The organism is Nonomuraea sp. NPDC049480, assembly GCF_044465905.1.
GTDB lineage: Bacteria > Actinomycetota > Actinomycetes > Streptosporangiales > Streptosporangiaceae > Nonomuraea.
The window spans coordinates 1-13,109 of record NZ_JBITMD010000063.1 but is presented as its reverse complement, the minus strand read 5'-3'; the positions used below and the strand labels follow the sequence as shown (position 1 = coordinate 13,109).

The 13,109-nt window shown below is 68.9% G+C and carries 17 protein-coding genes; 7 read left to right on the top strand and 10 right to left on the bottom strand.

The features are described 5' to 3' along the window. Positions 1–76 precede the first annotated feature (76 nt). Positions 77–283: a hypothetical protein gene (locus ACIBX3_RS60815; RefSeq protein ID WP_397129957.1), complete on the bottom strand. Its 207-nt coding sequence runs from the start codon at positions 281–283 to the stop codon at positions 77–79. Between the two features lie 411 nt (positions 284–694). Here ACIBX3_RS60815 and ACIBX3_RS60810 point away from each other — a divergent pair, with 411 nt between their 5' ends. Both ACIBX3_RS60810 and ACIBX3_RS60805 read left to right on the top strand, forming a co-directional pair. Further along, complete coding sequence (locus ACIBX3_RS60810) at positions 695–976, top strand: hypothetical protein (protein ID WP_397129956.1); 282 nt, start codon at positions 695–697, stop codon at positions 974–976. 69 nt (positions 977–1,045) lie between these two features. Further along, entirely contained in the window at positions 1,046–3,661 is a 2,616-nt protein-coding gene (locus tag ACIBX3_RS60805) for a hypothetical protein (protein ID WP_397129955.1), read from the top strand. 123 nt (positions 3,662–3,784) lie between these two features. Here the strand turns inward: ACIBX3_RS60805 and ACIBX3_RS60800 are convergent, their stop codons facing one another. After that, positions 3,785–4,102 (bottom strand): hypothetical protein, encoded by a 318-nt coding sequence (locus tag ACIBX3_RS60800; RefSeq protein ID WP_397129954.1) that lies wholly within the window; start codon positions 4,100–4,102, stop codon positions 3,785–3,787. 358 nt (positions 4,103–4,460) lie between these two features. Next, entirely contained in the window at positions 4,461–4,892 is a 432-nt protein-coding gene (locus ACIBX3_RS60795) for a nitroreductase family protein (RefSeq protein ID WP_397129953.1), read from the bottom strand. On the opposite strand from ACIBX3_RS60795, the gene ACIBX3_RS60790 reads away from it, so the two are divergent. Continuing rightward, positions 4,865–5,335, top strand: coding sequence for a hypothetical protein (locus ACIBX3_RS60790; protein WP_397129952.1), 471 nt, complete (start codon positions 4,865–4,867; stop codon positions 5,333–5,335). The two genes, ACIBX3_RS60795 and ACIBX3_RS60790, sit on opposite strands and share 28 nt — an antisense overlap. Before the next feature lie 275 nt (positions 5,336–5,610). Then, the gene (locus tag ACIBX3_RS60785) at positions 5,611–5,979 is read left to right on the top strand and encodes a hypothetical protein (RefSeq protein ID WP_397129951.1); all 369 of its coding nucleotides are present in this window, start codon (positions 5,611–5,613) and stop codon (positions 5,977–5,979) included. Between the two features lie 148 nt (positions 5,980–6,127). Here the strand turns inward: ACIBX3_RS60785 and ACIBX3_RS60780 are convergent, their stop codons facing one another. Beyond that, on the bottom strand, positions 6,128–7,000 hold the full coding sequence (locus tag ACIBX3_RS60780) for an alpha/beta fold hydrolase (protein WP_397129950.1): 873 nt from the start codon (positions 6,998–7,000) through the stop codon (positions 6,128–6,130). A 401-nt stretch (positions 7,001–7,401) separates the two neighbouring features. Between ACIBX3_RS60780 and ACIBX3_RS60775 the strand changes: the two genes are divergently transcribed. Further along, on the top strand, positions 7,402–7,674 hold the full coding sequence (locus ACIBX3_RS60775) for a hypothetical protein (protein ID WP_397129949.1): 273 nt from the start codon (positions 7,402–7,404) through the stop codon (positions 7,672–7,674). 261 nt (positions 7,675–7,935) lie between these two features. Here ACIBX3_RS60775 and ACIBX3_RS60770 read toward each other — a convergent pair whose 3' ends face one another. Together ACIBX3_RS60770 and ACIBX3_RS60765 are read right to left on the bottom strand one after the other, a co-directional pair. Continuing rightward, positions 7,936–8,856 carry a hypothetical protein gene (locus ACIBX3_RS60770; RefSeq protein ID WP_397129948.1) on the bottom strand — a complete coding sequence of 307 codons (921 nt, stop codon included), beginning with the start codon at positions 8,854–8,856 and terminating at the stop codon, positions 7,936–7,938. 263 nt (positions 8,857–9,119) lie between these two features. Continuing rightward, positions 9,120–9,224 (bottom strand): S26 family signal peptidase, encoded by a 105-nt coding sequence (locus ACIBX3_RS60765; protein WP_397129947.1) that lies wholly within the window; start codon positions 9,222–9,224, stop codon positions 9,120–9,122. Positions 9,225–9,347: 123 nt separating this feature from the next. Between ACIBX3_RS60765 and ACIBX3_RS60760 the strand changes: the two genes are divergently transcribed. Next, the gene (locus tag ACIBX3_RS60760; protein WP_397129946.1) at positions 9,348–9,779 is read left to right on the top strand and encodes a hypothetical protein; all 432 of its coding nucleotides are present in this window, start codon (positions 9,348–9,350) and stop codon (positions 9,777–9,779) included. Positions 9,780–9,909: 130 nt separating this feature from the next. Next, positions 9,910–10,323: an RICIN domain-containing protein gene (locus ACIBX3_RS60755; RefSeq protein ID WP_397129945.1), complete on the top strand. Its 414-nt coding sequence runs from the start codon at positions 9,910–9,912 to the stop codon at positions 10,321–10,323. Positions 10,324–10,433: 110 nt separating this feature from the next. Here the strand turns inward: ACIBX3_RS60755 and ACIBX3_RS60750 are convergent, their stop codons facing one another. From ACIBX3_RS60750 to ACIBX3_RS60735, 4 genes are all read right to left on the bottom strand, one after another. Further along, positions 10,434–10,913, bottom strand: coding sequence for an ArsR/SmtB family transcription factor (locus ACIBX3_RS60750; protein WP_397129944.1), 480 nt, complete (start codon positions 10,911–10,913; stop codon positions 10,434–10,436). A 152-nt stretch (positions 10,914–11,065) separates the two neighbouring features. Continuing rightward, complete coding sequence (locus ACIBX3_RS60745) at positions 11,066–11,419, bottom strand: VOC family protein (RefSeq protein WP_206060996.1); 354 nt, start codon at positions 11,417–11,419, stop codon at positions 11,066–11,068. Positions 11,420–11,498: 79 nt separating this feature from the next. Then, complete coding sequence (locus ACIBX3_RS60740) at positions 11,499–12,530, bottom strand: ankyrin repeat domain-containing protein (RefSeq protein ID WP_397129943.1); 1,032 nt, start codon at positions 12,528–12,530, stop codon at positions 11,499–11,501. Further along, positions 12,524–12,973: a hypothetical protein gene (locus ACIBX3_RS60735; protein WP_397129942.1), complete on the bottom strand. Its 450-nt coding sequence runs from the start codon at positions 12,971–12,973 to the stop codon at positions 12,524–12,526. The genes ACIBX3_RS60740 and ACIBX3_RS60735 overlap by 7 nt, the downstream gene beginning before the upstream one ends. Positions 12,974–13,109 lie beyond the last annotated feature (136 nt).

Below are 13,109 nucleotides of genomic sequence, written 5' to 3'. Positions count from 1 at the left end.
CAATGGCGCCGCCGTCATCAAGCCGCCGCTCGACGCTGCCACTACCAGCGCAGATCCCAACCATGATCGCGAAATGTCACTGGAGTACTAGGCCCCCGACGTCCACGACGAGCAGCGGCGGGATCCTCGCCACCAGTACATCGACCAGGTACTGCTGCAGGATCAGGTACGCCGCCCCCTCCAAACGCCCGGTCAAGCAGAGGAGAACGACGTCTCCATGTCTGTCGAGGCGGATGTCGAAGTCGGGAACGGCCTCGTCGATGCCTGGCACGATGGGATTCATGATGGTCGTCCATGAGTGATGGGCACGATTCGACAGCGCCGACCAGACTTCCCGGCTCACCTGAGCCGACCATAGCACTCCCTTGCTCTATGCAACGATCAATGGACCATCCCACGGCTTGATCGATTTCTCGCAGTCCTCGCGTCCCGGCCAGATCGCACGCCCGCCTGCGCCGCCATCATGGGTTCGCGTTCGAGGCCGCGGAGGCCGGGGGGACCTTCGCACCGCGCGCCCACGCCGTGGGGTCCCTGAAATCCGGGCGTAACGATCCCGCAAAGGGCCCTTCCCCGAGAGGAGTGTGACCGCTCACACTTACGCTCAAGAATGTGACCGGTCACACCAGCCCGTGCAGCCGGTCCGAGTCAGCGGCGCCTCAGCCCGAAAGAGAGATCTTGATGTCTTCTGCCGTCGTTGAGACCCGGCGCTGGGGTGCTGCCACCCGCCGTGGCCACCATCGTGCTCCTGCTCCGCCGGCTCGGCCTGGCCGGTAGCCCGGCCGGCATGATCGAGATCGGTGGCCGACTCGACGCGCCGCCGCAGAACCCGTTCCAGGTCGCCGTCTCCGGCCTGCGCCTCAGCAACCGGCACCTGATCTTCGCCTGCGTCATCCTCATGAGCCTGCCGCCGCCGGTCGTCTTCGCCATCGCCCAGCGCAGGATCATCTCCGGGATCACTGACGGCGCCGTCAGGTAAGCCGCCCTCCCGGGTCGCACCCCCACCCCCGAGCCGGACCGAACGGCCCGGCACCAGGAGAGGACAGTCATGCACCGACATCGGTTGTTCCGGCATGCCCGCACGGCGGCCGCCCTCGCGGCGCTCGCCACCCTGACCGCCACCCCGGCCACCCCGGCCGCCGCGTCCGCCGCTCCCGACGTGGTCGCCGTGGACTTCGCGCAGCGCACCGGTCGCGTCCACGGCGGTGCGACCGGCATGCTGTACGGCCTGTCGGACCCCGGCGTACCAGGAGATCCCCTTCTCGCCGGCGCCCGGCCGCGCACCATCGCGCAGAAGGCCCCGGACGGCGACCAGCATCCCAACGGCGACGCGCTCGTGGTCGCGGACGGCTACTTCGCCGCGGGCGGCGAGGAGATCGTCATCTACATGCAGGACGTCTACAGCCAGTGGCCCTACGAGAACCGCGGCATCGACGACTATCTGGCGAAGGTCGACACGATGGTGCGCAAGGTCGTGCGGGAGCGGACGCGGGACAAGGACAAGTTCGTCTGGGTGCCGTTCAACGAGCCCGATCTGATCTGGTACCAGAACTGGTCGCAGGTGAAGGAGAAGTTCTTCAGCGACTGGAAGGCGGTCTTCGAGCGCATCCGGTCGATCGACCCCGAGGCCCGGATCGTCGGCCCGAACGAGGCCGGCTACAACGCCGGCCGGCTGCGCGACTTCCTCACCTGGGCCAAGGGCGCTCCCTGCGCCGGCGACCCCGAGGGGAACTGCCTGCCGGACATCATGGCCTGGCACGAGCTGCAGCGCGACAAGCTGGCCTCCTACCGCGGCCACTACGAGCACTACCGCGCGATGGAACGCGAGCTCGGCATCGAGGCGCTGCCCATCAACATCGACGAGTACGGCAACCGGCGCGACATGTCCGTCCCCGGCCAGATGATCCAGTGGATCTCGCTGTTCGAGGACACCAAGGTCGACGCCGACATGGCGTACTGGACCTACGCGGGCAACCTCGACGACCACGCGGTGCGCACCCGCCAGGCCAACGGCGGCTGGTGGCTGCTCAAGTGGTACGCCGACCTGACCGGGCAGACGGTCAAGGCGACCCCGCCCCAGGTGAACGCCGCCGACACGGTCCAGGCCGTCGCGGCGATCGACTCGACAGCACGGCGCGGCACGGTCCTGGTCGGCGGCGGCTCGGAGCCCGTCCGGCTCGACGTCTCCGGACTCCATCCCGCCGTCTTCGGCGAGCGCGTCGACGTCGTGGTGTCCAAGACGACCTGGACCGGGTACGAGGGCGACGCGCTCAAGCCGCCGGTCATCGCCGCCCGGCGCGTCGCCGTGCCGGAGGGCGGGTTGCAGGTGGACCTGCCCGGCGGGGACGTGATGGCCGCCTACCGGGTCACCATCGTGCCCGCGAGCGGCGACTCGCCCGCGCCCGACGCGCCCTGGACGGTCTCGATCGAGGCGGAGTCCGCCGCGCTCACCTCCGCACAGGCCTTCGACCAGGACACTACGGCGAACCCCCAGCTGTACGCGACCTCGGGCAAGCGGGACGTCGGCGCCATGAACCGGGCCGACTCGGCCGTGACGTTCCCCGTCACCGTGCCCCGCGACGGCCGCTACCGGCTGGGCGTCTACCAGGGCGCGAACAAGGCGCCGGGAAGACACGCGCTGTTCGTGGACGGCGTGCTGAACCAGATCGTGCAGTATTCGGCGAACCTCGGCTGGACCTATCGCGGCCACACCGACGTGGAGCTCGGCCTGACCGCCGGCACCCACGAGTTGTCCGTGCGCACCAGTTCCGACGGTGCGAACCGGCTGCCCGGCAGCGACATCACACTGGACAAGTTCGACCTCACCGAGGTGACCGGGGTCGAGCGCGCGGCCTACCCCGCCGACGAGGCACGGCTGTCCGGCGGCGCGCGGATCACCCGCCGGGCGAAGGGAGCCGCGATCGAGCTCGGCGGCGACGCACGGGCCACGTTCTTCGTCGCCGCGGGCGAGGACGGCTATCACGACCTGACGTTCGCCTACCGGGCGCGCGGCAGGGGCGAGCTGCGGGTGCGAGTCGACGGACGCGTGATCCGCGGCCTGCGGGCGACGCACCCCGGCGAGGGCTCCTCGCGGGCCCGGGTGTATCTCCCGGCCGGCATCTCCAAGATCGACGTGAGCGGCCCGGCCCGCCTGGAGCTGCGCGAGCTCACCACGGCGCGGGTGGCGCAGGCGGACGCGGCCGTCCACCGAATCGAGGCTGAGCAGGCGCCGCGCGCCGGAACGGCGAACGTGGTCACCGTTCCCGCCACCAGCGGGTCGAACGCCTCCGCGGGCGCGTACGCCGGCAACATCGGAAACGGCCCGGGCAACACGCTCACCCTCCCCCGCCCGGACGGGTCCGGCCCCGGAGAGTACGTCCTGGTGGTGCACTACGCCAACGCCGACAGGAACACCGGCCACCCGTACAACACCGACGTCGTCAGCCGCTTCCTCGACATCAGCGAGACCGGCGGCACGACGACGCGCGGCGTGTTCCGGCACAACTACGCATGGGACAACTTCTGGCCGCAGGCGACGCCTCTCACGCTCAGCACGGGCACGGGCGCGATCGTCCTCGGGAACGCGGCGGCGTACGGACCGGACATCGACCGGCTGGAGCTCGCGCGTCTCGTCCTCGAGACCGACAACAGGTCACGCGGCTGACGCCACCCAGGACCCGCCGCACACCCATGCGGCGGGTCCGCCCTTGCAACGTGCCTGCCCCCGTGCACGGCGACCGCTCGCCTCCCGGACCCGTCGGGCACGCTTGCCGGTCCAGGATCTCGATCACAGCGGGCAACTGGGGGCACGTTCGGCTGTCTTGATCGGGCCAGCGTCGCGGAGATCGGCAAGGTGGTGTTTCTCGTGCGCGATGACGGCTGAAGCGGCCTCGGCGGGGCGCGCGCACACTCCATCGGGCCTGAGCATGGGCGTGATGATCGTAGCGTAGGGGCCGTGACGTTCCTGATCGCTCATCGTGGTGGTGGCCATGCCTGCTGACCGGCCGCAGACGGAAAGGCGCTGGTGTTTCACCTGCAAGGCGACGCCCGCGAACGCCGAAGGCCTGGCCATGGTCCTCTGGGTGGACAGCGGTGTGATCGTCACACAGGTTCACACTCCGGGCTGCGCGGCCTTACGCGCCGTGACACACATGCCGGACGCAGTGGACGGCGTCGACCGCTTCAGCACCAGCCCCGGTCCCGCTCAGCCCTAGGTGAGCGTACGGCCTGGTCGCGCTCGCCTCGCCCCGTTCGGCGTCCGTCAGCACGGCGCTCATTCGCCGCTCGCTGGGGGCGCCGTGCGCGCCGCTGGAGGACATGGAAGACCACTTGCACCTTGGCGAGGAGACTGCGGCGTAGATCTGTGCCGCGGGCTCGGTTGCAGCACGCGGAGCCGAGGCTTGGGCTCTCATTGGGGCGGCGGGGATCTTGTATGTGGATTCTCGGCCCACTGTTTGTGAGATCTACCAGTGATCCCAGTGAACGACCTCGGTGACCGGGACGCGACGGGCGGGCTTGAACTGTGTGCCGATCGTCCAGGCGATGGGGATCAGCGCGCATTGGACGGTCGTCTCGTACGGCAGGCCGAGGAGCGTAGCCGCCTGGCGTTCGTAGTTGAGGTGCGGGGTGGTCCAGACGGTGCCGAGTCCTCGGCTGCGGGCTGCCAGCATGAAGCTCCACACAGCGGGCAGCACCGAGCCCCAGGTTCCGGCTTGTGTCGCCGGATCGTCTAGCTCGGCCCGTGATCCGACCTGAATGCAGGGCACCAACAGGACGGGTACCTGGTCGAGGATGTCGACGAGGTGGTGCAGGCTGTCGGTGGGATCAGAGGCATCGGCCGTCGCGAACCGCGTGAGAAGAGGCTCCCTTGACGATCGATGTTCGTGGGCTGCCATTGCCCGCTTTGCTCCTGGAGTTACTGGCCAGCGGGCAATGGCGGCACCCTGGTGAGGAAGCACTGCGCACGATCATGCCGTGGTTCGAGGACCCCTTGGACTTCCTGAAGGATGTTGATCAGATACGCCGTGAATCGCGGTCGCTCGACTGGATGGCCGAGGATGCCGCCACCGCTGACCTTTTCCGGCAGGCCAGCGGCAACCGCTCCATCAGCCCCGTCGAACTCCCATGGCTCGACGTCGACCAAGCCGTGCTCATCGCCGTCAACCGGAACCCAGGTGATGACGTCGCCATTGCGCTGGACTATCGCAACAGCCGCACCGACCCGCGGGTCGTCGCCAGCGACTTCTGGACCGAGCCGCACCAGTGCGCCTGGCGCATCATCACCCCGACATTCTCCGCCTTCGTCGCCGCCATGAGCCCCACGGGGCCCTCTCGGTGACAGAAAGCCTGCCTGTGTGACAACTATCGTGCTTCGGCTCAGCTCCTGAGCCGTGACACGTTAGTTGGAAGTTGAGTAGTACTGCGAGGCGGGCGTTCTGATTTGCGGGACATGCTTGTTGGCACTGTTGGGTCACGCTACTTGCTACCAACGAGAAATGGTCACGCGTTCTGGCACCGATGTCCGGCAGGCCCGTTTACGATCATCAGGAGTCCTGTCCACACCGATCATCTGGAGGCGCGGTGCCGGTCGGTGTTTCGCGTTCGGGAGTGTTGGTGTTCTTCGGCATCCTTGTGCTCGTGGGTGCCGTGACGGTGGCGATCGTGGTTTTCCGCGGCTCTGAGGACGAGCAGTTCGTCCGCGCGGCCGGGGAGATCGAGGCGGTCGCCCGCACGCTGGGGGAGGGCGACCGGCTCGGCCCTCGAACCATCGAGGGGATGGCGTTCGAGGAGGTCAGCCGTGAGCACGGGGTGGTCTTCTTCCAGCGGGGTTTGGTCGCGGAACTGGATCCCTACGGTTACGCCTGGAGCCCGCGGAGCGATCCGGCCCGGATCTTCGACGGCGTGGAGCCGTCAGGCGATCCCGTCGCCCACACTTTCGATCATCTCCACGGCGCCTTCTACTCCTGGAAGGGAACGCACTGACGCCCGCGTCAGTCCCCGGGTCCTGGTTGTATCCGGCCGGAAATTCCCGCTAAGCGGTGACCATCCGGGCTGCTGCAGCGTTCCTTGTCCGCCAACTGCAGCCCGGTACTGCTTGGCGGCCGGGCCACCAAGCAGTACCGGGCTTTTGCTAGATCGCCGCCTTGTCCAGAATGGCGGCCACCTCATCGGCCCTGAACAGGAATCCCACGTGTGAGGTGTCCATGGTGTGGACCTCGTACGGGTTGCCGGGCGTCAGGGCGTCCGCTTCGGCGATCAGCCTGTCCTGCATGGCCACCGGGAGGGCTCGGTCGCCGGTGAGGCGGATGTAGGTGCGGGCGATGGTGCCCCAGGTGTCGGCGTCGACGCGGGCGTCGGCCGTCATCACCGCGATCGATTCGTCCGGCTGCAGGATGTTGAGGAAGGCCCGGAACTGCTCGTCGCTTACGTCCGCCAGGGTCGCGGCCTTGAGCGCGTTGAGCAGTTCCACGTCCGCGGTGCGGTAGTTGGCCCGGCCGACACCGAGCTGAGCGGGGTCGCCGACGTTGAACGCGTACAGCGGGCCCATCAGGTTGTCGGCGAATTCGGGCTCCTGCATGTACTCGATCGGGTTGGCGCGCTGCACGCACGACCAGGCGGAGATGTAGACGAGCCGATCCACCAGTTCGGGGATGGCGTTGCCCACGCCGGTGATGGTGACGCCACCGAGGCTGGCCGCCACCAGCACCACGGGCCCGTGCTCCGCCACGCGTCGGACCACGTCGACGACGGTGTCGACGTTGTCCTGCAGGGTGACCCCGGCCAGCGTGGACGGCTCGACCGCCCACGTGTCGAGGTCCTGGGGTGCCTGGAAGGCGAGCGGGTACTGCGCGTCGAGGCCGTGGCCCGGCAGATCGACGGCGAAGCTGCGGTGGCCGAGCAACGCCAGTTCGCGCTGGACGGGAGCCCACATGAAGGAACTCGAGCCGGAGCCGTGGACCAGCACGAACGTAGGCGACGACGAGTGGTTGGAGATGGATCGCATGAAGAACAGTCCGTTTCGATGGAAGGCATGGCGAACATGCCTGCATTGCCGGGGAACGGCATGCGGCTGCCGGGCGAGAACGCGGCAGGACAGGCCGTGAAATGAAGCCGGCGGTCGGCGGCGGGCGAGCCCCCTGTGGTGCGCTGCTGGTGCTATGGCACCTGTCTGCGGGGTCGCCTCAACTGGCGCTGGTCGCTGAACGACCGGCGCCAGACCGCGTCAGTTGTTACGAAGACGGATGAACTTCTGGATCATGCCTGACAGCGTATCAGGGGTCGGTGCCGCGCATGCGTGTCAGGACGAGTCCTCCGAACCCCGCCCAACCGAGGATCGCCCATCTTGAGGATCAGCACTGCCTTCGCCGACCCTGAGCCTTCAACGCTTTGGCTGATGAGCGCGATGTGGCAGGGAAGAGCCCATTCCTGTGTTACCTCACCATCGACGGCCTGGACCGCCTAACCGACCAGCGCAAGCTCATCCGGCTCCGGGGCCGAATCCACGCCGCGGCTCGGGTCGCCGCCGAGGGATGCCCCACCACCTACAACGCCACCGACTCAGCCCTCACCATCGGCATCCAGGGCCCCGACGCCCAAGAACGCGTCAACCAGCTCCGCACTGCGCCGTCCGAGCTCATGACCAAACATGGCTGGACTACCCGGGACGAGCCCCGCTGACCAGCACCTCAGTGCTTAGCGGGAATTTCCGGCCGGATATGACCAGGACCCCGTCCCGGGCATGGGCGCGGACGTCCGCTCCGGGCACGTCGGGGGCCGTGGTCAACCTCTGGTGCTGGGCGCGGTCCCGGCGGTCTACTTGGCGGCTGAAGGCGGCGTTCGGGGAAGGCGTCCGACTTAGCGGGCCCAGTGCCGGCTGATTGCCGAGTGCCGATCGTGCTGGACACCGGGCAGAGTGCGCCTGACCGTGATGGAGACGGCTCAGTAGCCCCATGCGGTCCCGCATCGCCCGAAGCTCTGTGAGCCGAAGGTGCCTTCGGTCACCCTGCCGAAGGCGTCGATGCCGTTCAGGCAGGCATATCGAGGTTCGTCGCCTGTGCTGAAGGCGTGCAATGTGATGGCGCCCTCCGGGTCGGGTGGGATGGTCTTGGTCACGTGCATCGGTCGGCCCTCGGCGAACGAGAACAAGATGGTGCTCGGCGGTCGCCCCTTGCTCATCGTGCCGTAGCCTGTCCTGCCGTCCGGATTCATGACCGCGCTGGTAACCGTGCCGGCACCGCTCGGTGGGCGGAACAGCACGCGGCCGGCGAGCAGATCGGTGCCAGGCGCGTCAGTGTCGAGGGCGCGCACCGTGACGTTGCCGATGGCGTCACCGGGCGGCTCGTCGGTGCCGTCAGGGGAAGGCGGCGGTGACGTCCGTGTCCTGTGGTTGACATCACCGGTGGCGTAGCCGAGTGTCCGGCTGTCGCGGGCCCAGACGATCTCGCCGAGGACCGACATCCCGCCGGTGGTCCAGGTGCGGCGGTGTCCAGTGACGGCGTCAAGCACGGTCAGCGTGGCGCTTGGCGGGTTCGCGGCCTGCGGCGGGGACGCCGCGGTCGGTGGCATCGATGGATCGTCGGCGCACGGCGTCGTCGCGTAGGCGATCCGGCGGCCGTCCGGGCTGATCGCCAGGCCCGCCACCAGCGCCGGAGCGATGCCCCCGGTCACCGGCGTGACTCCGGTCGCGTGCCCTTCGCCGGTGAGGCGGAAGCGGTAGAGCCGGGACTCACATGGTTTGGCCCGGGAGGCGGCGACCACGAATGTTCCGTCGGGGCCCGCGATGATCTCCTGGGCCTCGCCCGCGGACGGCGACGGCGACCGAACCGAGTCGACCAAGCGCTGCCCTTCGTTCTTCTTCATCTCGTGCACCTGAAGCCATGGCGCTTCTGGAGGTCCGTAGGCGCCCACCGTGATCACGAAACGCGGCGTCCGGGTATGTACGGGCGATTCGGTGTCGTACGTCGCGAACGAACTGCGGTCCGGCTCCTCCGCCAGGAGCCTCACACCGACGGCGACAGCCACCACCGCGGCGACGGCCAACCCAATCGGCGCAGTCCATCGCCACACCCGCCGCCCCCGGGCCTGCCCGTCCGCACCTCCGGAATCCGCGTCCGATTCATCCGTCATGCAAGGATCATCCCGCGCCTGCGCACGCCGAGCACCCGGTTCGCCGGGAGGAAGCCGAAATGGCGGGAGTCGAACGAGCCCGCGGGGTTGTCGCCGAGCACCACAATTATCTTGGGTCGCTCGCAGCCATCAGGCATGTAAGCCAAGTGGGTGGTCTGGGAACGTGCCTGACGAGTATTCGGGGGTTGTAAGGCACGTTAGTCATGTCAGGCAGTCGGCTGCGGATGGCCGAGGGCGTGCTGGCGGGGCTGGCGCTCCCGGACGACACCGTCGCCACCGTACCGACGAAGATCATGGACTATATGAGGCGGGGCCTCCCGGTGATCACCACGCCGCGGGGCGCTTCGATGGTCGAGGGCGTCGGCTGCGGGTTGGTGGTGCCGCTGGACGTGGACGCGGTGCTGAACGCCGTACTCGATCTCAAGGAAGACGCGGTGCGGCGGGCCAAGCTGGGGGCGCTGGGGCACGCCGAGGCGCGCCTGCAGGCACCACTGGCCCGACCACGCCGTGGCCTCGTTCGACAGCCGAGTCGGGGACGGGTGTCACCACGCATGCCCTGGCCGTCTGAACAAGCCCGGGACCTGCGTCTTTCGGCGGACGCCGAAACACTCTTACCGTGCGACGGCCGCGCGCCGATGCTGGAATCCGCGACGTGAGAGGAGACCACCATGCGCGCAACCCGTACCAGAAAGGCCGCCCGGCGATCATGGCAGGAGCGCTGGTCCTGGCGGCCGGCCCGGCGCCCGCTCAAGCGCAGTCGGGCGGGGGTGCAACGTCAACCCCCCATTGAAGCTCCGTAACTACAAGTCCAAGTTGTTCCTACAGCCCGAGAACAACAGCAACTACAACGGCGAATGGATCATCCAGGAGTCCCCCTCGGGCCGCCTCCACCAGCTCTGGTGCCAGGTCACGGACGGCGTCTGGATCGGCTATGAGAACGCCGGCTCCCGCAAGAACCTCGGCATCGACTACGCCAGCAGCAATGCCGGCGCCGCGGCCATCCAGGCCAACCCCTCCGGCGCCCTCAACCAGGACTGGATCGTGGTTCACCACAACGGCCACCCGACGACGCGCTTCTCGCTCAGGAACCGCAACAGCGGGATGTGCCTAGGCATTCACAACGCGAGCATCGACCGCTTCGCGTGGGCCGCCCAGTTCCCCTGCGACGGTAAGCTCAACCAGCTCTGGGAGCACGCCTAGTGTCTCTTGGTAGTCATCCATGTGGGGCAAGTAATGTTGGCGCGAGCATGACGCCCCTGGTAGGTGGCTCGTCCAAGCGTCCGGCGGATACCAGCATCGGCGCGCGGCCGTCAGGAGGCGAGGGTCTTTCGGCGTCCGCCGAAAGACGCTGGTCCACGGGTGGGCCGCCCGGCGAGAAGGTCGGCGCCCAGTTCGGTGGGATAGTGCAGCACCAGGTTGACCTGCCGGACGCTGGCGATCAGATTGGCCTGGCGGAGCACGTGGACGTGCTCGCTGGCCGTGGACGGCGAGACCCGCGCACGGTGGGCCAGCTCGCCGGTGCTGCAGCCCGGCGCCTGGACGATGCAGCTCAGGATCTCCGCTCGGGTGCGCCCCAGCAGCGCCGCCAGCGCCTCGCCCCCGGCGGCGGCGCTCCCGGCGGCGCGGCGCTGGCCTGGGCGGCGGATCGGGTAGGCCAGGACGAGAGGCAACGCCGGATCCACCAGCGCCACCGGGTTGCCCCGGCGGAAGTAGGACGGGATCACCGTCAGCCCCCGCCCCCGCAGGTGGATCTGGCGGTCCAGTCCGGTCGGATAGTCGACCTCCAGCACGGGTCGAGCCGAGATAACGGGAATTCCGGCCATGGCTGGATCCTGAGCGCTCTGACCTGCTGCAACGTCGAGGGGGTTCGAGCTCCGCCGTACGACTCGGGGCCTCCGAATAACTGCCGGCCTCCGCTCAGCGCTTCCGCCAGTGCTTCCGCTCAGCTCTTCCGCTCACCCAGGACGCAGAACTCGTTGCCCTCCGGGTCGAGGAGGGTCACCCAGTGCTGCTCGTCCTGCACGGTGTCGACGCGCCGGGCACCGAGGGAGAGCAGCCGGGCGACCTCGGCCTCCTGGTCGTCGGGGCGGAAGTCGGGATGGAGCCGGTTCTTCGACGTCTTGCCCTCGGCGACAGGCACGAAGAGCAGCCCCGGCATCCGGTCCGGCTCAGGCCGGATCTCGATGATCTCCTCAGATTCGTCGACCACAACCCAGCCGAGAGCCTCGGCCCACCAGCGCCCGAGAGCGACAGGGTCGGCGGAGTCGACGATGATCTGTTCCCATTCCAGTGCCATGGGCTTGAGCATAGACAGGACCGGCGGCCCGGCCCGGAGGGGTCGAGCCGAGATACGAGCAGAAGCGGCCAACGGTCGATCATGTTCGTGATCTCGGAAGTACGGCTGGCCCCGAGTCGTACGGCGGAGCTCGAACCCCCTCGACGTTGTAGCAGGTCAGAGCGCTCAAGATCCACCCATGGCCGGAATTCCCGTTATCTCGGCTCGACCCGCAGTCCAGCGGGGTCGCGTCGAAGCGCCGGTCGCGGAGGTTGGGGTCGGCACCCAGGTCCAGCAGCAGGCGGGTGAGCTCGACGTCGCCTTCCGCAGCACTGTGGTGCAGTGCGGTCTCCCAAGTCTCTTCGACCGGCGCATCGCCGCGCCCGTAGGCGTTCACGTCGTAGCCGAGCTCCGCCAGCAACGTGACCGTCTCGATGGGCGCCTGAGTCGCGGCCCACACGATGAGCCCGGGGCGGCTGCGGCGGGCTTCCGTCACGGCGTCGGGATGCTCGGCGCGGATTCGGTCCAGGGTGGACCGGTCAGCGCGGAACGCCGCGGCGATCAGCTCGCGCACCGGGTCGGAGCCGGGCGGCGCGGCAGCCTGCGCGACGAGGTAGCCGGCGATCTCGGTGTCGCCGTTGAGCCGGGCCAGCTCGACGGGCGTCCGGCCGTCGCCGGGGCTCCACGCGGGCCCGTCACCCTCGAACGGCGAGCGGAAGTCGACGCCGTGTTCGACCAGCAGCCGCACCCGGGCGGGCTGGTGGTGCTCGACCGCCCAGCGCAGCTGGGTGCGCAGCATCTCCGCGGGCGTGCCCAGCCTCTCGATCCGCGTCTTCCACGGACCGCCGTCGCCTGTGCCGAGCCCATACTCGAACAGCAGCTCCAGGTGCGAGTTGTCCGGCTCGAACATCCGGTTGTACAGGGTCTGGGCGTCGTTGGGGTCGGCGCCCGCGTCAAGCAGCAGCCGGCCCAGCGCCCGCCAGTGCGGGTGGCTGGGCTGGCGCCGCCGGCCCAGCTCGCCGTGGCCGAACACCCCCGTCAGCAACGTGAACGGCGACGGTAGCCCGTCGAAGAGGTAACCCTCGTTGGCGTCGGCGCCGGCGTCGAGCAGCTGCCGGGCGACCGCTAGCACACGCTCGGCCGACAGGCGGCCGACGCGGCGGCCCAGATGTTCACCGTGGTCAGGCCGGGATGCTGAGCGAGCAGTTGACGGGCCTGCGCCCAGCGCGCCGGTCCGTCCTCGCGGCTGTACGTCAGACAGGCGAGGCGGCAGAACTCCTCCGCCGGATCGGCCGCGGGCGCCGCACCGAGCCCGGTGTCCCAGCCGTGTTCGGCCACGGTTTCCAGGTAGCGCACGAGCCGGGGCCAGCTGGCGAACCCGTATTCGCGGGCGACGACGAACTGCGCCGCGCTGAGCTGGAGGCCGCCGGCGTCGTCGGGCACTCCACCGGGATGGTGGCTGGCCAGCCGCGCGACGGCGTGGGGGTCGCCGGCCCGAACGGCCCGCTGCAGGGCACGGGCCTGCCGGCGGAAGCTGTCGAGGTGGGGACGGTCGGGTATGCCCAAAGTCGGCACGACGGCCTCCTTTCGTCTGCCTGATGTCCGCTCGGTCAGGCCGAAAGACATCCCAGGAGCTTAGATGTCAAGCAGCAAGCGACTCGGCGTGATGAGACCAAGCGGTTGCTTCGTCGTAGTGCGTTCCGGTCTTGAG